General features: G+C 65.4%; 14 protein-coding genes. 3 read left to right on the forward strand and 11 right to left on the reverse strand.

Annotated features, from left to right (window positions below):
* Positions 1-5: 5 nt before the first annotated feature.
* From Q319_RS0100850 to Q319_RS0100860, 3 genes are read right to left on the reverse strand one after another with little or no spacing between them, the layout of a single operon-like run.
* The gene (locus tag Q319_RS0100850) at positions 6-884 is read right to left on the reverse strand and encodes a DMT family transporter (protein ID WP_029479833.1); all 879 of its coding nucleotides are present in this window, start codon (positions 882-884) and stop codon (positions 6-8) included.
* The gene (locus Q319_RS0100855) at positions 881-1,537 is read right to left on the reverse strand and encodes a pyridoxamine 5'-phosphate oxidase family protein (RefSeq protein ID WP_051654984.1); all 657 of its coding nucleotides are present in this window, start codon (positions 1,535-1,537) and stop codon (positions 881-883) included. Before Q319_RS0100855 ends, Q319_RS0100850 begins: the two co-directional genes overlap by 4 nt.
* Positions 1,534-1,980 carry a GNAT family N-acetyltransferase gene (locus Q319_RS0100860; RefSeq protein ID WP_029479836.1) on the reverse strand — a complete coding sequence of 149 codons (447 nt, stop codon included), beginning with the start codon at positions 1,978-1,980 and terminating at the stop codon, positions 1,534-1,536. Before Q319_RS0100860 ends, Q319_RS0100855 begins: the two co-directional genes overlap by 4 nt.
* Before the next feature lie 17 nt (positions 1,981-1,997).
* Here Q319_RS0100860 and pdxR point away from each other — a divergent pair, with 17 nt between their 5' ends.
* Positions 1,998-3,479, forward strand: a complete 1,482-nt coding sequence (gene pdxR / locus Q319_RS0100865) for a MocR-like pyridoxine biosynthesis transcription factor PdxR (protein WP_029479838.1) — start codon at positions 1,998-2,000, stop codon at positions 3,477-3,479.
* Positions 3,480-3,488: 9 nt separating this feature from the next.
* Here the strand turns inward: pdxR and Q319_RS0100870 are convergent, their stop codons facing one another.
* The 4 genes from Q319_RS0100870 to Q319_RS0100885 form a co-directional block, all read right to left on the reverse strand.
* The gene (locus Q319_RS0100870) at positions 3,489-4,061 is read right to left on the reverse strand and encodes a cob(I)yrinic acid a,c-diamide adenosyltransferase (RefSeq protein ID WP_029479840.1); all 573 of its coding nucleotides are present in this window, start codon (positions 4,059-4,061) and stop codon (positions 3,489-3,491) included.
* 127 nt (positions 4,062-4,188) lie between these two features.
* Positions 4,189-5,775 carry a 4-alpha-glucanotransferase gene (gene malQ, locus Q319_RS0100875; RefSeq protein ID WP_081845824.1) on the reverse strand — a complete coding sequence of 529 codons (1,587 nt, stop codon included), beginning with the start codon at positions 5,773-5,775 and terminating at the stop codon, positions 4,189-4,191.
* Between the two features lie 248 nt (positions 5,776-6,023).
* The gene (locus tag Q319_RS0100880) at positions 6,024-7,721 is read right to left on the reverse strand and encodes a bifunctional metallophosphatase/5'-nucleotidase (protein ID WP_029479844.1); all 1,698 of its coding nucleotides are present in this window, start codon (positions 7,719-7,721) and stop codon (positions 6,024-6,026) included.
* Between the two features lie 306 nt (positions 7,722-8,027).
* On the reverse strand, positions 8,028-8,735 hold the full coding sequence (locus Q319_RS0100885) for a TetR/AcrR family transcriptional regulator (protein WP_029479845.1): 708 nt from the start codon (positions 8,733-8,735) through the stop codon (positions 8,028-8,030).
* 512 nt (positions 8,736-9,247) lie between these two features.
* Between Q319_RS0100885 and pnp the strand changes: the two genes are divergently transcribed.
* On the forward strand, positions 9,248-11,416 hold the full coding sequence (gene pnp, locus Q319_RS0100890) for a polyribonucleotide nucleotidyltransferase (RefSeq protein ID WP_029479846.1): 2,169 nt from the start codon (positions 9,248-9,250) through the stop codon (positions 11,414-11,416).
* 127 nt (positions 11,417-11,543) lie between these two features.
* On the opposite strand, the gene Q319_RS0100895 is transcribed toward pnp, so the two are convergent.
* The 3 genes from Q319_RS0100895 to Q319_RS0100910 form a co-directional block, all read right to left on the reverse strand.
* Entirely contained in the window at positions 11,544-12,335 is a 792-nt protein-coding gene (locus Q319_RS0100895; protein WP_029479848.1) for an amino acid ABC transporter permease, read from the reverse strand.
* A 197-nt stretch (positions 12,336-12,532) separates the two neighbouring features.
* Positions 12,533-13,468 carry a hypothetical protein gene (locus tag Q319_RS0100905; protein WP_029479850.1) on the reverse strand — a complete coding sequence of 312 codons (936 nt, stop codon included), beginning with the start codon at positions 13,466-13,468 and terminating at the stop codon, positions 12,533-12,535.
* 492 nt (positions 13,469-13,960) lie between these two features.
* Positions 13,961-15,319 carry an acyl-CoA dehydrogenase family protein gene (locus tag Q319_RS0100910; protein WP_029479851.1) on the reverse strand — a complete coding sequence of 453 codons (1,359 nt, stop codon included), beginning with the start codon at positions 15,317-15,319 and terminating at the stop codon, positions 13,961-13,963.
* 107 nt (positions 15,320-15,426) lie between these two features.
* Between Q319_RS0100910 and Q319_RS0100915 the strand changes: the two genes are divergently transcribed.
* Positions 15,427-15,942, forward strand: a complete 516-nt coding sequence (locus Q319_RS0100915) for a hypothetical protein (protein ID WP_029479853.1) — start codon at positions 15,427-15,429, stop codon at positions 15,940-15,942.
* A gap of 29 nt (positions 15,943-15,971) precedes the next feature.
* Here Q319_RS0100915 and Q319_RS0100920 read toward each other — a convergent pair whose 3' ends face one another.
* Positions 15,972-17,372 (reverse strand): M1 family metallopeptidase, encoded by a 1,401-nt coding sequence (locus Q319_RS0100920; protein WP_245618868.1) that lies wholly within the window; start codon positions 17,370-17,372, stop codon positions 15,972-15,974.
* Positions 17,373-17,393: the final 21 nt, after the last annotated feature.

Consider the following 17,393-nt stretch of genomic DNA (forward strand, 5'->3'; position numbering starts at 1 on the left):
ACAGGTCAGGCCGGGGCAGGCTGGCGGGGGCGTCTGGACCGCAGATTCAGCAGCGCCAGCCCGGCCAAGATCACGCCCACACCGACCACCGAGAGCAGGCCCACCCGCTCCCCAGCCACCGCGCCCCAGAACAGGCCCCAGACGGGCAGCAGATAGGTGACGGCGGTGACCTGCGTGCTGGACACGCGCGCGAGCAGGCCGTAGTAGAGCAGGTAGGCAAAACCGCTGCCGAACACGCCCAGAAACAGCATGGACAGCACGGCCTGTGAAGTCAGCGCGGACGGCGCGGGGCCGAGCAGTACGGCGGGCAGCAGCATGACTCCAGCCAGCGACAGTTGGGTGGTCGCCAGCCCCACCGGATTCTGGCCGCCCAGCGTGCGTTTGGCCACCACCGTCGCCAGCGCGTACCCCAGCCCCGCCGCTGTCAGAACGCTGATGCCCAGAACAGAAGCCTGACCGCCGCTCAGGCCGCCGAACACGGTCAGACCCACGCCGCCCAGACCGATCAACACGCCCAGGATCACGCGGGCGCTGGGGACGATCTCGCGCACGCCCAGGCTGATGATCAGCGTGAACAGCGGCGTGGTGGCGTTCAGGATGGCGGCGATGTTGCTGGACACGGTCTGCTCGCCCCAGGCAAAAAAGGTCCACGGCACCACGTTGTTGAAAAAGGCCACCAGCAGCAGCGGTTTCCACAGGCTGGTGGGCGGCAGCGTGTGGCGGCCCAGCCTCAGCGCCAGCCACAGCACCGCCGCGCCGAACACGCACCGGAGCAGCGCCATCCACAGCGGCGGAAAGACCTCGCCGCCCCACTTGATCAGCAGAAACGAGATGCCCCACACGGCAGAAAGGAGAAACAGTTGGATGGCGTCCTGACGGGTCACGGCCTGACTCTAGCGGCATCGGGGACGACGGGGTTTGGAATGGCGGGACGCGGGCGGGCCTGTTCCGGCGTCAGCGCGGGCCACTCTTCGGTCTGATCAGTTGCGGACTGCCAGTTTTCCTTGCCGCTCCAGCGTTCCACCCCCAGCGAATAGACACTGGTGCGCGCCAGATCGGCGTCCAGAATCGGGCGGGTCTGCTGGCCGATCTGCAAGTCGGGAAATAACCTTTCGGAGAGAACGCGCAAAGCCTCACGGGCTTCCTCCCGGTCTGTCAGGAGGCGGGCTGTGCCAAAGGCCACGGCGCTGCGGTACTGAACGCTCAGCTCCAGCGGATTGTTGCTGGGCAGCAGACAACCGATTTCCGTGGCCTCGAAGGTGGTGGGATGGCCCAGGCGTTGACTCTGCCCCACGTTGGCCCACAGCCGCCCGGTGATGTTGGTGTGGTACACGATGTCGTGCGTGTCTGGGCGATACACGAAGGCCAGCGTGGTGATGAACGGGAAGGGCTGCCCGTCCTCCGACTGCCACACGGTGGCCACCCGTCCGATGCCCACGCGGGCCAGCAACTCCTGGATCCAGGCGTCGTCCCGGCGATTCTGCGGGCGGCGGCTGATGCTGGGATCGCGCTGCTGGGGATCGTAGAAGTCGGTCACAGCAACTCCTTCGCAAAGTGATGTGCCGTGATGTTCATGCCGTGCTTGAGGTACTGGCGGTGGGCGGTAAAGCGGGCGGGGCCGACGCCTGGATCCAGGTGCAGGGCGACGCAACCCAGGCGCACAGCCTCGGCGTCCAGCCAGTCCAGCAGGGCGCGGGCGTGACCCTTCCCGCGTGCATCCGGCAGGGTGGACAGGTCATCCAGGTACAGGATTCGCCCATAGGCCAGCGTCTCCATCACGCGGTATCCGGCGACGGCGGCAGCGTCCGTGCGTCCGTCCTCGAATGCGCCCGCCAGTCGGTAGCCCTCGGCCTGGGCAGCGGCCAGATGTGCGGCAAAACTCGCCTCATCCTCAAGTGCGGGCGAGTGGGAACGCAATTCACGCAGGGCGGGCAGGGCCAGAGCAGCATCAGCAGCGGAAATGGCGCGAACATGGTTCATTCCCCTACACTAGCCCGATGGTGGCCCCCCGAAAAGCTCCACTTCAGACCAAACAGAGCAGTCCACTTCCAGGCAGTCCACTCACGGGCGAACTGCCCATTGCACTGAATCTGAAACGCGGCGTGGAGCAACCCCTGCACGCGCAACTGGCCGAACAATTGCGGGCAGCGGCGCTGTCAGGGGCGTTGCCTGCGGGCCTGACCCTGCCCGGTTCGCGCACGCTGGCTGCCGGACTGAATGTGACGCGCGGCGTGGTGGCCGATGCCTACGCCGAACTGGTGGCCGACGGCACGCTGGAGGCTGCGGTGGGACAGGGAACGCGCATTTCGCTGGGTGCGGCGCAGGCCAGAGGTGTGGACGGCGGCGCACCCGGCTGGTTCGTGCCTCCGCAAGTTGCCCCCGTAGACGGTCCCCGGCAGCCCGGAGGCATCCACTTCCGGGCCGGGGTGGCGACGACGGCCACGCTGAATCTTCGGGCGTGGCGACAGGCGTGGGCGGCGGCGGCGCGGGCCGACGTTCCGGGCGATTACGGCGATCCGGCAGGGGAACCGGCATTGCGTGCGGCGCTGGCCGCGTTCGTGGGGCGCTCGCGCGGGCTGGGTGCCACGCCAGAGCGCGTGCTGGTCACGGCGGGTTCCTTGCAGGCCCTGAACCTGATCCTGCGGCTGCTGCCCCCCGCCTCTGCGGTGCTGTTCGAGGCCACCGGCTACCGCGCCGCGCGGCAGGCCATTCTGGACGCCGGACACACCCTGATCCCACTGGAACAGGACGGGGACGGCCCAGTCATCACACCCGAAACGCCGCCCGCACGGCTGGCCTACGTGACGCCCAGCCACAGCTTTCCCCTGGGCGGGCGCATGAGCGTGCCGCGCCGACTGGCCCTGCTGGAATGGGCCACGCAGCACGACGCGCTGATCGTGGAGGACGACTATGACGGCGAGTTTCGCTATGGTGCGCCGCCTCTGCCCACGCTGGCGAGTCTGGACCCGCAGGGCAGCCGCGTCCTCTACCTTGGCACGCTGTCCAAGGTGCTGACGCCGGGGCTACGAACAGGATTTCTGATCGGCCCGCCCGCGCTGATGCCCACGCTAGTGCGCGCCCGCACGCTGCTGGATTCGGGCCACCCGCTGCCCGTCCAGCACGCGCTGCTGCATCTGCTGAAAACGGGCGAGGTGGACCGCCACATCCGCCGCACGCGCCGCTGGCACGCCGGTGTGCGGGCGGTGCTGACCCGGATTCTGGAGCCGCTGGCCCCCCGCGCCACGCTGGGCGGCATCGAGGCCGGGTTGCACGTCTGCCTGTTCCTGTCCCCGCCGCTGGACGCGCGGGCCGTGGCCGCCGAACTCTCGGGGCGCGGCGTGCATGTGTCCACGCTGGATACCTACACCTTCGCCGGGGCCGTACCAAACGCCCTGCTGCTGGGGTACGGCGGTCTGACCATTCAGCAGGCGGAAGCGGGCGCGTGGGAGATCGTTCAGGTCATCTCTGGCAGCGGCTAAGCCGGCAGCCTAGCGCCGTCCCTTGACCAGCCAGGCGTGTTCCTCGATGCCTGCGGCCTGATTGGCAGCCCGCGCCATCACGAACAGCAGGTCCGACAGGCGGTTCAGGTAAATCTGCACTTCCCTGTTGGCCTCCTCCACTTCCAGCAGGCGGATCACCTCGCGCTCGGCGCGGCGGGCCACCGTGCGGGCAATGTGCAGCGTGGCGGCGGCGGGCGTGCCGCCGGGATGAACAAAGCCGGTGAACGGCGGCGCGGCCTCCTGATAGCGGTCGATCATCGCCTCCAGAAAGGTGGAATCCTCGGCGTCGATCCGGCTGAGCTTCTTCTCGTAGACCGTGCCGGGGCGGGTGGCGAGGTCCGCGCCCAGGTCAAACAGCGCGTTTTGCAGGTATTCCAGATCGGCGTCCAGGGTGGCATCTGGCTTGTGGCTGCGGGTGTTGTGGGCGCGGGCCAGCCCGATAGCGCTGTTCAGTTCGTCCACGGTGCCGTAAGCCTCCACGCGCGGGTGCGTCTTGCTCACGCGGTCCGCGCCGTACAGTCCGGTGGTGCCGCCGTCGCCTGTCTTGGTGTAGAGCTTCATGGGGCACAGCGTAGTGGGTTTGGGAGCCGTGGGGTGTGGGAACGGCAAAAAAGACCCCTGCAAGAGAGGTCTTCAACGGTTTGGTTTTGATATGGGAGAGAACCGCCTGCCTCTCCCCCACTGCCGACTAGTTGCCCTGTCGCCCGGTTTCCTCGGTCAGCGCCCGCAGGCTGTTCGCCAGATCGGGGCGCAGGTCGCCCGCGTGATAACGCCAGGTCCAGTTGTGGTCCCCGGTGGTGCCGGGCAGATTCATGCGGTCATCGGTGCCCAGGTTGAATACGTCCTGCAAGGGCACGACGGCCAGATTGGCGCGGCTCTCGAAGGCCAGACGCATCATCTGCGGCACGAAGGTGGTCTCGCTGGGGTCTGAAGACGTGTAGGTGCGGAAATTGTGCTTCTCCAGTTCCTCGGCGTGGACCCACCAGCCGCGCGTGGTGTCGTTGTCGTGGGTGCCGGTGTAGACCACCTGATTCTCGCGCAGGTTGTGGGGAAGGAAGTCGTTGACCGCGAAGTCGCCGCCCCCGAAGGCAAATTGCAGCACCGCCATCCCCGGAAACTCGAAGTCGTCGCGCAGCTTTTCCACGTCGGGGGTAATCACACCCAGATCCTCGGCAATGATCGGCAGCACGCCCAGCGCGTCGCGTACGGCCTGGAACATCTCGTGGCCCAGCGCAGGCACCCAGCGCCCGTGCATGGCGGTGTCGGCGGGAAACGGAATCTCCCAGGACGCCGCGAAACCCCGGAAATGGTCAATGCGGATCAGGTCAAACAGTTTGAGACTGCCCTTAAAGCGCTCGACCCACCACGCGAAGTTGTCCTTCTGCATGGCCTTCCAGTCGTACAGCGGATTGCCCCAGAGTTGCCCGGTCTCACTGAAATAATCCGGCGGCACCCCGGCCACCACGGTGGGCTGGCCCTGTTCATCGAAATAGAACAGATCGCGGTTGGCCCAGGCGTCGCTGCTGTCCATCGCCACGAAGATAGGAATATCGCCGATGACCTCGATGCCGCGCTCGCGGGCGTAGGTGCGGACGGCGTCCCACTGCCGGAAGAACAGGAACTGGATAAATTTGGTGCGCTCGATGGTCACGTTCAGGTCGCTCTGTGCCAGTTCCAGCGCTTCCGGCTGGCGGTCCCGCACGGCAGGTTGCCAGGCGTTCCAGGGCAGCCCGCCGTGCGCGGCTTTCAAGGCGGTGAACAGCGCGTAGTCGTCCAGCCACGCCGCTTCCTCGGCCTTGAACGCCCCAAAATCCGGGGTCAGATGTTCGGCGAATCCACCCACGAACGAGATGTAGGCGCGCTCCAGCATCTGGTTACGCCAGATGTATTGCTGGCCAAAATCCACCCGGCCCGGCGTGAACACGGGCGTGGCGGCAAAGTCGGTCTCATGGAGCAGGCCCTCGCTCCGCAGGGTGGCCAGATCGATCAGGTACGGGTTGCCCGCAAAGGCACTGAACGCCTGATAGGGGCTGTCGCCGTAGCCCGTCGGCCCCAGCGGCATGACCTGCCAGTATTTCTGCCCCGCGTCCGCGAGCCAGTCGATGAAGTTGCGCGCATAGACGCCCAGCTCACCGATGCCGTAGGGGCCGGGCAGGCTGGTGGGATGCAGCAGAACGCCGCTGGAGCGGGCCAGAGCTGAAGAAGGCTGCGTTGATGCGGGCTGTGCCGCTGTGGGCTGCGCAGATGCGGTCTGGTTTGAATTGGTCTGGGTCATGTCAGAAAACCTCCTGCGAGGATGAGGGCGTTTGGAAGTGATTCCAACGTGGACGGTCCGGTATCGCAGAGGATAGTACATGGGCTGCGCGTGGGAATCCGCCTCCAAAGGGACGGTCAAGGCAGGCGGCACGAGAAAGCGCGCCCACCTCCTTAGCAGGGTGAGGGCGCGCACTTTTTGAATTTGCGGGAGGTGAGACCGTCTCCTCTCTCACTCTGAACCAGGTCAGGGGTTGCGAACCGCCAGCTTTATTTGGCCCTGGTAATGCGGTCCTGCGCTCCCGCCGCCAGGCCAGGATTGGCCTTGACATAGGACACGGCGGCGTCCACATCCACTAGGTTGGGCAGTTGCAGCACGTTGGTGCCATCCTTGAAGGCCAGGAAGTTGTCGCCGCCGCCCGCCAGGAACGAGTTCATGGTGACGCGGTAGGTCTTGGCGGGGTCCAGCGTCACGCCGCCGAGCTTGATGCTGGCCGCGTCCACCCGGCTGCCCTTGGCGGCGGTGGAGTCGTAGCTGTAGGCAAAGCCCTTGCTGACCTGTAAGACGCGGCTGCTGGTTGCGTCAGGATTCTCGAACTGCTGCTCCAGCAGGGTCTTGATCTGCGCGCCGGTCAGGTCCATGACCACCAGCGTGTTGCCGAAGGGCTGCACGGCGAACACGTCGCCGAAGGTCACCGTGTTGCCTGCTGCGCTGGCGATCAGGTCCGCGCGGATGCCGCCGGGGTTCATGAATGCGATCACGGCCCCCTTGTCGGCGGTGGCGGCCAGTTGCGAGTCGGCGATCACGTCGCCCAGCGCGCTCTCACCCGCCGCGTTGTTGGTGCGGCTGATGCTGGCGCTGGCCAGGGTGCCCACCGGCGCGCCCTTCACGGCGTCGGTCAGCATCTTTGCGCGGGTCAGGATGTCGGTCATGGCCGCCGCCTTGGGCAGAGAGCGGGGGTCCATGACCACATTGGCCGCGCTGATTTCCAGCACCTTGTGGTTGGCCTTGTCCACGGTCAGGTCCAGGCGTTGCAGCAGGTGACCGTAGAAATCGCCCTGAATGACGGGAATGCCCTTTACCACGCAGTTGTAGCCCTGGTGGGTGTGCCCGCTGACCACGGCGCTGATGGCCGGGTCCAGCCTGTTCACGATGTCCACGATGGGGCCGGTCAGGTTGCCGCAGGCCGGGACCGCAAAGCCGTCCTTGGCCAGACCGCCCTGGTGGATCAGCACGACGATGGCGTCCACGTTCAGCTTCTTGAGTTCGGGGACGTACTTGTTGATCGAGGTGGCCTCGTCCAGAAAGTCCAGCGTCTTGACGCCGTCGGGGCTGACGATGCTGGGGGTGCCCTGAAGCACCGCGCCGATAAAGCCGATCTTCACGCCGCCCACTTCCTGCACGCCGTATGGCTCGAAAACGGGCTTTCCGGTGGTCTTGTCGGTCACGTTCGCGCCCAGCCACTTGAAACCGGCTGCGGGGTAGGGGTTCTCGAATTTGCAGGCTTTGGCGGTGTCGTTGCTGTCGCAGCCGCCGTTCTGCATCCGCAGCAGTTCCCCCAGGCCCTGATCGAACTCGTGGTTGCCCAGCGAGCTGAATTTCATGCCCAGTTTGGTCAGGGCGATGGTGCTGGGTTCATCCCGCAGCAGACTGCTGGTAATCGGCGACGCGCCGATCAGGTCGCCCGCCCCCACAAAAATCAGGTTGGGATTCTTGGCCCGCTCCTGATCCAGATAACCGCCGATGACCTCGATGCCTCCGGCCATCAGGCGAATCTGCTTGGTGGGGTCCTTGGGATCGGGAATCATGACCCCGCTGAAGTTGGACGCTTCCAGGTTGCCGTGAAAGTCGTTGAGGCCCACCACCGTCACCGATACCGGTTCTGCGGGTTTGGGACCGGTTTCGGGCGTCACGTTGCACGCGGCCAGGGTCAGGGCTACGCCGATCAGAAGAAGGTTTCGTTTCATGGATCTCCATCATAGACGCCGATCATCCGCGCTGGATCAGCAGACCGGGAAAGACAGGGTTTTTTGGAATGACCGGAGGAATGACTGCACAGGTATTCAGAGCAGCCAGATCAAGTCACCCGCAAACCGGGCCATTTCGGGAGCGCATCAGCGTTTTTGCGGAGATGCGGTTTGCAGGCCCCAGGCCCAGGCTAAAAAGCCCCTCCGCCCAGGAAGAACAACCCTGTACAGCGGAGCGTATGGCTAAGAAATGGAGTTATGGGGTGTCGGCCACTGGTGCAGCGTCCAACTGGTGCAGCGTCCAGCTCAGGCAGGCGCGGCGACGCGGGTCATGCGGTCGATCACGGCCCGCACTGCCAGCCCAAATTCTTCATCGGCATCGTGCTGTCCGCCGCTCAGCACACAGCCCTGACCCAGCGCCGGGCCGGTCTGCGCGTCAGTTGGCCGGGGCTGGAGCTTTTGGGGCTGGAACTTCTGGGGCTGAGGCTGCTCGGACAGGTGCTGCCAGCCGATGGCCAGGGCGTACAGGTGGCGCAGCACGCGCACGGACACTTCCCGCTCCAGCGGCATCAGCGCCAGCAGGCGTTCCAGATGCACGTTCAGGTTCTGATAGAAGCCCTGGAGCAGCTCCGGGCGCACCCGGCGTTCCAGGACCGTTCCCAGCAGCACCAGCAGGCGGCGCACCGAGTGGGAATCCTGCCCGGCCTCCAGCAGCGCGTCGGCCAGTTGCGCTGGCGTGCGCGGACGGCGTTCTTCCAGAAGCGCGGCGGCGCGCGTGATCCAGGCGGCCAGATGGCTGTCCACCAGCGCCAGGAACAGCTCTTCTTTGGTGTCGAAGTACAGGTACAGGGTGCCCTTGGCAAGCTGAGCGGCGCTGGCCACCTGATTCATGCTCAGATCCGCGTAGGGGGTGGTGGTCCAGAGATCTTCGGCGGCGCACAGGATATCGGCCCGGCGCTGCTGTTTTTCCGCCAGACTGCGCGCACGCATGGGGCGGGAGGGATGAGTGGTCATGGGGGCTGAACATAGGCCAAGCACCGCCCCACCGCTGTTAAGTGCTTCACGCGCGGCCTTAACACGGGGGACAGCTCAAGGAAACCGGGAGGTTTGCCCAACGCCGGACGGCAGGCGTGCCCCGAACACACGGCGCAAGCTCCAGCCTTGAGCATGGAGCAGAGATGGTGGGCAAGTCATCTCTCCCGCGTTCCAGCCTGTGTCGAACGCCAGTCTCCGAGTGCCGATCTCTGGACAATTGGCGTTCCGGTGATCCGCACAGAGAGACGCGGCGCTTTGCACTCGGGACGGACAGGCCGCACCGTGTATTCCCATCTGCGTATTCCCATCTGCACGCCGCGCACGATGCGCTCCGCAACACAAATCATCGGCCCTGTCTTTCCGCCCAAATCTTTCAGTCGTGCCAAAGTCGGGAGCCGCCGCGATCCGTATCACTGCATGAAGAGTTGGCGGGACCGCACAGCGGGAAAGGTTTCTCTTCACCGGGGACCGCGCGGGATAGACTGCCGCTCATGATTGGAAAAACCTACACCACCATGCTCGGCGGGCGCGAGCTGAGCATCGAGACCGGCAAACTGGCCAAGCTGGTCAGCGGCAGCGTTCAGTTGCGCTACGGCGACACCATGCTGCTGGTCACCGCCCAGGCCCGCGATGACAAAAGCACGCTGGATTTTCTGCCCCTGACGGTGGAATTCGAGGAACGCCACTACGCCGTGGGCAAGATCCCCGGATCGTTCCACCGCCGCGAGGGCCGCCCCGGCGAGAAGGCCATCCTGGGCGCACGCATCACCGACCGCCAGATTCGCCCGCTGTTTCCCAAGACCTACCGCCACGAAACCCAGGTGATCATCACCGTGATCAGCGCCGACGGCCAGAACTCGCCGGACGTGCTGGGACCGGTGGGCGCTTCTGCCGCCCTGTCCCTGAGTGACATTCCCTGGGCTGGCCCCACGGCCTGCGTGCGCGTGGGCCAGATTGACGGCCAGTACGTCATCAACCCCACCGCCGACCAACTGAAGAACAGCCCCATGGATCTGGTGGTGGCCGGAACGAAGGACGCCGTGATGATGGTGGAGGCCGGGGCGCAGAACGCCAGCGAGGACGATCTGGTGGGGGCCATCGAATTTGCCCACGCCGAGATGCAGGGCGTGATCTCGCTGATCGAGACCATGCGCGAGGAAATGGGCCAGGAAAAGTTCAACTTCCTGGAAGAATCTGACCTGACCACCGATCTGGTGCCCGAATTGACCGAGAAAGCCAAGGCGGGCGGCCTGAAAGACGCCCTCCTGACCGTCAAGAAAAAGGAGCGCAGCGCCCGGACCAAAGCCCTGCGCGACGGCATCATCGCCGGGTACGAGCCGGACCCCGACGCCGACGGCGCAAAGGAGCGCATCACGGCCCTCAAGAACGCCTTCAACAAGGTGGAGAAGAAGGAACTGCGCCGCCTGATTCTGGAAGACGATCTGCGCGCCGATGGCCGCGATTCCAAAACCGTGCGCCCCATCTGGATCGAGGCCCGCCCGCTGCCCCGCGCCCACGGCAGCGCCATCTTCACGCGCGGCGAGACGCAGGTGCTGGGCGTAGCAACGCTGGGCACCGAGCGTGACGAGATTCTGGTGGATGACCTGAGCGCCGAGACCGGCGACAAGTTCATGCTGCACTACAACTTCCCGCCGTACTCCACGGGCGAGGTCAAGCGCATGGGCGGGCAGTCGCGCCGCGAGATCGGCCACGGCAACCTGGCTAAGCGGGCCATTCGCGCCGTGCTGCCCAGCTTTGAAGAGTTCCCCTACGTCATCCGCATCGTGGGTGAGGTGCTGGAATCTAACGGATCGAGCAGCATGGCAACCGTGTGCGCCGGGGTGCTGGCGCTGATGGACGCGGGCGTGCCGATCAAGGCTCCGGTGGCGGGTGTGGCGATGGGTCTGGTCATGGAGGGGGATAAGTACCGCGTCCTGACCGACATCCTGGGCCTGGAGGACGCGCTGGGCGATATGGATTTCAAGGTCTGCGGTACGGCTGAAGGCGTGACCGCCCTGCAAATGGACATCAAGGTGGGCGGCATCACCCCGCAGATCATGCGCGAGGCATTGGCCCAGGCCCGCGACGGACGCCTGCACATCCTGGGCAAGATGGCCGAGGTGCTGGCCGCGCCGCGCCCGGAACTGTCGCCCACTGCGCCGCGCATCATCTCCCTGAAGATCAACCCCGAGCTGATCGGCAAGGTCATCGGCCCGGGCGGCAAGCAGATCCGCGAACTGGAAGCGATGGGCGCACAGATCACGGTGGAAGAGGACGGAACCGTGCGCGTGTTCAGTGCCGAGAGTGCCAGCGCCGAGGCCGTGCGTGACCGCATCATGAGCATCACCCGCGAGGCTAAAGCGGGCGAGGAGTTTGACGGTACGGTGGTCAAGACCACGCCGTTCGGGGCCTTCATCAACCTGTACCCCGGCCAGGACGGCATGCTGCACATCTCGCAGATGAGCGAGGAACGCGTCAACGCTGTGGAAGACGTGATGAACGTGGGCGACAAGCTGCGCGTGAAGATCGTGGCCGTGGATGACCGGGGCAAGATCGACTTGATCCGCCCCGAGCTGGAAGGCAAGATCGCGCCGCGTGAAGCGCGTCCCCCGCGTTCCGGTGGCGGGGACAGGGGCGGACGGCCTCCCCGCCGGGACTGAGGGAAAGAGCCAGGGCTTGCTGGCCTCGCCTGAAAGATAGGAAAGAAAAGAGCCACCTCCAATCACGGAGGTGGCCCTTTTCATGGGTTTGCGAGCTGACCTGTAGAACCTGCACCGCGCCCCATTCTCACCGACTCGCGATCTTCGTCCGCCGCTCCAACTGGTCCGTGAACAGCGTCAGCACGGTGGTCAGGGCCAGATACACCACGGCCACGGTGGTCAGCACCGGAATGGGCTGGAAGCTCTCGGAACTGACGCGTGAACCGGCCAGGGTCAATTCCAGCAGGGCGATGCTAGAGGCCAGCGAGGAATCCTTGAGCAGCGCCACGATGTTGTTGACCAGAGGCGGCACCACGATTCGCAGAGCCTGGGGCAGCACCACGGTGGTCATGGTCTGCGCGCCGCTGAGGCCCAGGCTGCGGGCCGCCTCGGTCTGGCCGCGCGGAATCGCCAGAATCCCGGCGCGAATGACTTCCGCGTTGTACGCGCCCACGTTCAGCGACAGCGCGATCACGGCGGACCAGAATTCGTTGAGTTGCAGGTTGATGCCCACAGCCGCCAGAATGCCCGGCAGCGCGTTGTAGACGAACAGGATCTGCACCAGCAGCGGCGTGCCGCGCACCAGCCAGATAAAGAAGTTGGCGGGCGCACGGACCCAGGCGTTGTCGCTGGTCTTCTGAATCCCCGCGATCATGCCGATCACCAGCCCGATCAACCCGCTGACCACCGTGAGCTGCACGGTGACCCGCGCGCCCTCTGCAAACAGATCGGCGCGCGGGCCAATCGGATCGGGCATCAGGCGCAGCACGAAGGTGATCACGAAAAACAGGGCCAGAAAGGCGGCCACCGCCCCCAGCAGCCACAGGAAGATCGAGGGGCCACCGGGCGAGGGCGGACGGACGGCTTTCGGCGCGGTCATGCGCGGCGCTCTGGCAGCAGGGGCAGCAGCAGGGACAGACAGAGACGAGAGCTGATTTTCATTTCGCCGATGATGCCACAGCTCACGTTCGGAGTCGTGGATTCGTTCAGGCGCGCTGGCATTTGCATGGGCAAGGCCCGAAAAAAGCCGCGCCCCAAGTTGGAGGCGCGGCTGATAAGAAATTCTGTGGGCGAGGCTTAGTTGGGGCGGCGGACGGCGACGTTGGTCACCGGGGCGGTGGCCGCGCTACGCGCACCGAAGATGCTCGCCAGCAGGGTCAGGCCAGCCACCAGCAGCCAGCCCCAGCCTGCCGTGCTGGCAGCGGTACGGGCGGTCTTCTCGGCGTTCTGGAGGGCCTGATCGGTCTGCTTCTGAATGCGGTCCACGGACTGATTGACCTCGGCCTGCACGTCGGTGGCCTCGGCGTTGCTCAGGCCCTGACGCTCCAGACGGGTCACGAACTGCGGGCCGCTCAGGGCCTTCTTGATCGAGTCCACACGGGCCTGGGCAAAGTCGCCGATGTTGTTCAGGTCCACGTCGCCCAGATCGTTGCTGGCGCGGCGCACGATGCCCGAGATCACGTTGGCGGTGGCCGTGACCTGTTCCTGATCCAGATCGGTGTTGTCGGCGATCAGTCCTTCGGCGTCGGCGGGGGTGATGTTGGCAAAGAAGTTCTGGATGCCGGGCACCTGCGCGCCGCCCGCACCAGCAGCGGCGGTGGCGGTGGCTGCCGTGCCCACCAGACCGCCCAGAGCGCTGGTGGCCGTGCCAAGAATGCGCGAGGCGCTGTTAAAGGCGAACAGCGTGGTGATCAGCACCAGCACGCTGCCCATCACCAGACCGGTCAGGGTGGCGTCGCTCCCGGTCATGGCGGCGATCCCATCATCACTGCGGGTGGCGGGGGCGCTGGAGCGCACAGCGGTCAGGCCCGCCAGATACGCGCCCACCAGCGCGGCAATGCCGGTCCAGATGGCAGCGGCGATGCCCACACCGCTCAGGCTCAGGCCGGTCAGGGCCGTGATGACCAGCCCCAGCGCGATAATGGTGAGGGTGGAGACCAGTCCGACGACCAGGCCAGCGATGATGCCGCGCCAGGAAAGACGGTGGGAATTGAAATCACGGTTCAGGGTCATAGTTACTCCTTGCGCGCCGGACTGGGGGGTATGGGGCCAGCCCAGCACTGCGCTCCCGAACCGTCGTGGTTGCGGGGAACGCCTTGCATTCCCCCAACCTAGCCGCCAGTCCACCCATGGTTTCCACCCCTGTGCTTAACTTGCTGCTCATATGAAAATGTAGTGTGGGACAACAAAACACTGTGTTAGGAATGGTTAAAAGAATGGCCCGAAAAAAGGGGATGAGTGTATGCAGCTCTCATCCCCTTTTACTCTCAACCGTTTACACGGGTTTCGTCTGTTCTCTGTTCCGCCTGTTTCATGCAGAAATCGGGACGGCGCAGGGTTCCTGCACTCCACGCCCGGAGGGCTGTTTTTCTCCTGCTCCCTCTCGTCATGAACAGACTGTTTTCGTGGGACAGCACCCGTATGTGGCTCCTCCTCTGCTAGCGCAGCTCTGCGAGTCCCGTTCGGATTTTTAAGTGTTCCCAACGCCTTCCATCGGAGTCTGTATCAGACGAAAGCGCTCAGGCCCGTGATAGCCCGGCCCACCACCAGCGTGTTGATCTCGTTGGTGCCCTCGTAGGAATAGATCGCCTCGGTGTCGGCGAAGTGCTTGGCGACGCCGTATTCCAGCAGGATGCCGTTGCCGCCGAAGGTTTCACGGGCAAAGGCCACCGTTTCGCGGCAACGGGCAGCGGTGAAAACCTTCGCCAGCGCGGCGTGTTCGTCCTTCATATCGCCGCCGTCGGCCATGTGGCTCAGGCGCAGGCACAGCGCGAACATGCTGGTCACGTTGCCCAGCATATGCACCAGATGGTTCTGGATCAGTTGGAACTCGCCGATGCGCTTGCCGAACTGCTCGCGTTCCTGGCTGTATTTCACGGCCAGTTCATATGCGCCCATCGCGCAGCCCACGCCCTGCCACGCCACGCCCGCACGAGTCAGCTTGAGGACTTCCGCCGTGGTGCGCCAGCCCTGCACGTTCTGGAGGCGGTCACTGTCCGGCACGCGGCAGTCGTCCAGGGTGATCAGGCCGTTTTCCACGATCCGCAGGGCAATCTTGCCCTCGATCTTCTCGACGCTGTACCCCGGCGTTCCGGCGCGCACGATGAAGCCGCGCACCTCCTGGGTGTCCACGTCGCGCGCCCACACCACGGTCATGTCGCTGAAGGTGGAGTTGCCGATCCACTTTTTCTGGCCGCGCAGGGTCCAACTGTCGCCGTCGCGCTTGCAGGTGGTCCGCATGCCCTGGCTGACCTGCGAGCCGCCCTCGGGTTCGGTCAGGCCGAACGCGCCGATGGCCTCGAAATCCATCATCTTGGGCAGCCATTCGGCCTTCTGCGCGTCATCGCCGCCCAGCGCGACGCTGGCGAAGGCCAGACCCGCGTGGACGCCAAAGAACACAGCCGTGGACACATCCACCTTGCAGCCTTCCAGCGTGATCAGACCCTCAATCACGGTGGCGTTGGGTTTACGGCTGCCATCCTCGTTCCAGATTTTGCGCAGCAGGTCCAGCTTGCGCAGTTCGGGGATGATCTGCTGCGGGAATTCGTCGCGGCTCCAGTGTTCGTTCATGATGGGGGCGACGTGGTCGTGCATGAACTTGCGCGTCACCATCGCCACCTCGCGCTCCTCGCCGGTCAGGGTGTCCATCTGGCCGTAGAAGTCGCCATTGGCCTCGGGCAATTCCTTCGCCTTGTCCTCTTTGCCGCCCGCCAGCATGCGCGTCAGTTGCTTGAGCTGGCCATCGCTCATGCCGGAAGCGGCGTTCAGCAGGGCGGGCAGGTCCACCTTCTGGCTCAGGCGGCCCAGGGCGTCCATATCGATCTGCGCGAGCAGGGCCATCGGATTGGGAGCAGATTTGGTCATACATCTTTGTACCGCGTTCAGCATTTTCCGACAGGGTGAAAGCGCCCAGCCCCATGTTCACCGATCCTTTAGGGCCAGGGGGCAGGGCGAACGGGTAACATGGGCCTATGACCGCCTCTGCCGAGCGGCCCACCCGCCCGCTGGCCACCAGGCCCGGCGGCTACGTGGAGCTGGCGCGCTATTCCAGCCTGTCGCGTTTCTGGGCGCTACTGGGGGGCGCTGTGCGCTCAGGGCGCAACGTCAGCGCCGTGCGCGGTGACCTGCCGGAAGTCTGCCGCCGCCGCATCACCGGGTACACGCTGCCCAACGCCTCCATTTTTCTGGACACGTCCCGGCTGCTCAAGGAGCTGGAGGACGGCTTCGAGCCGCATCCGGCGCTGGTGGACCTGCTGTCGGGCGATCCCTTTCCGCTGCGCGCCGAGCTGAACGCCCATTTTGAATTGCGCGCCGATTTCGTCATCGCCTTCACCGCCCGCCGTGACCTGATCGCCCGCCCCGAATTCCGTTTCACCCCTATCGTGCAGGGCCTGAGCAGCCTGCCGGATGGCCTGCCACTGGACGCAAGGCGGCTGGGGCGAGATGAGTTGCATTTACTGTTGCAGCGGGCGTGTGGGGTAGCTTGATCATCTCCAGCCGTTCGCCAGCCTGAACCCTACTTCTCTGGCAAAGGCGGCAACTCCGGCGACTCGGCCCACAGCCGCAGCGCAGCCTCTGCCCTCGCTCCAAGAGTGGTGCGGGTGTAGGTCAACAGATCAGCGGTGGTCACGGGGCGATTCTGGAATTCCGAGACCCAGCCGCGCAAGTACGCCTTGAAAGCCGCGTCGTCCACGGTCACACGAACGGCTTGCAGGGCCAGCGCACCCCGGATATACGAGGTGGTGTCGAACAGTTGGGATTCGGTGGTGGCGACGAGCGGACGGGTCTGGTTGCGGCCCGCGCGGGCGTACCAGCCGCGCACCATGTCATCCCCAGTTTCACCCTGCGCCTGCGCCCACAGCAGTTCGGCGTAGGTGGCAAAGCCCTCGTTGAGCCAGACCCCGGACCAGTCGGCCAGCGTCACGCGGTTCCCGAACCACTGGTGGGCCGCCTCGTGAACCACCACGCGCACGTTGCTGGAAGTCACCGGCATGGTGGACAGCGTGGCCGTTTCCAGCGCCGGAACGCGCGGCGTGACGATGGCCGAACCGTAAGCACTGAACGGGTACGGCCCGAACCAGTCGGCCAGCACCTTCAGAATCTCGCCCGTGGAGACATAGGCGTCGCGCGTGCCAGCCGGGATGCCCACAGGAAAATAATCGCGCCGGATCACGTCCGCGCCGCCCTTCCCCACTGGCACGGCGGCAGAATCCACCCGCTCGAAGCGGTTGACATGGATCGCCAGCGTGTAGGTAGGAATCGGCTGCACCTGCTCGAAGGTGAAGGTGCGGCCCCCGTTCGGCGCAGCGACCTCGGAAAGCTGCACGCCGCTGGCCGCTGCCGTGTACCCGGCGGGCACGGTGATGCGGGTGGTGAAGGTGGCCGGGTCAGACGGGTGATCGTTGACGGGTAAAAAGGTGCGCGTGCCGTCCGGTTCGCTGAGGGTGAAGTTTGCGCCCACCCGCTCACCCACTGCCGGGACCGCCTGCCAGCCCACGTTGATCGGCAGGTACGGGTCTGGCCGCACCCCCACCTGTCCGGCAAAGCGCACCGTCACTTCGGCCCGCATGCCAGGAAGCAGCGGCTGGGGCGGCTCAATGGTCAGCTTGCCCACCACCTGATCATGACGGTAAGGGGCAGGCAGGCCGTTCCAGCGCACCTCCATCACCTGCGGCCCCAGAAAATCCAGGCTCAGCACGGGCAGCGGCTGGGTAGAGGTCACCGTCAGAACCACCGTGCCGCGCAGTTCGGAAGTGCCGGGGCGGTCCACGGTCAGGTCCAGATCGTAATTCAGCACGTCCAGCCCGGCCTGTCCCAGCGCCGGGAAGATCGAGTCTCCAATCGGCTTTGCTGCGACTGAAGCCGAGAGCGGCGGCAGCGTGGGAATGACTGTCTGGCCCTGAGCGCCGGCCAGCAAGACCAAAAAGAGCAAGCTGGA

This window comes from Deinococcus marmoris DSM 12784, assembly GCF_000701405.1.
GTDB lineage: Bacteria > Deinococcota > Deinococci > Deinococcales > Deinococcaceae > Deinococcus > Deinococcus marmoris.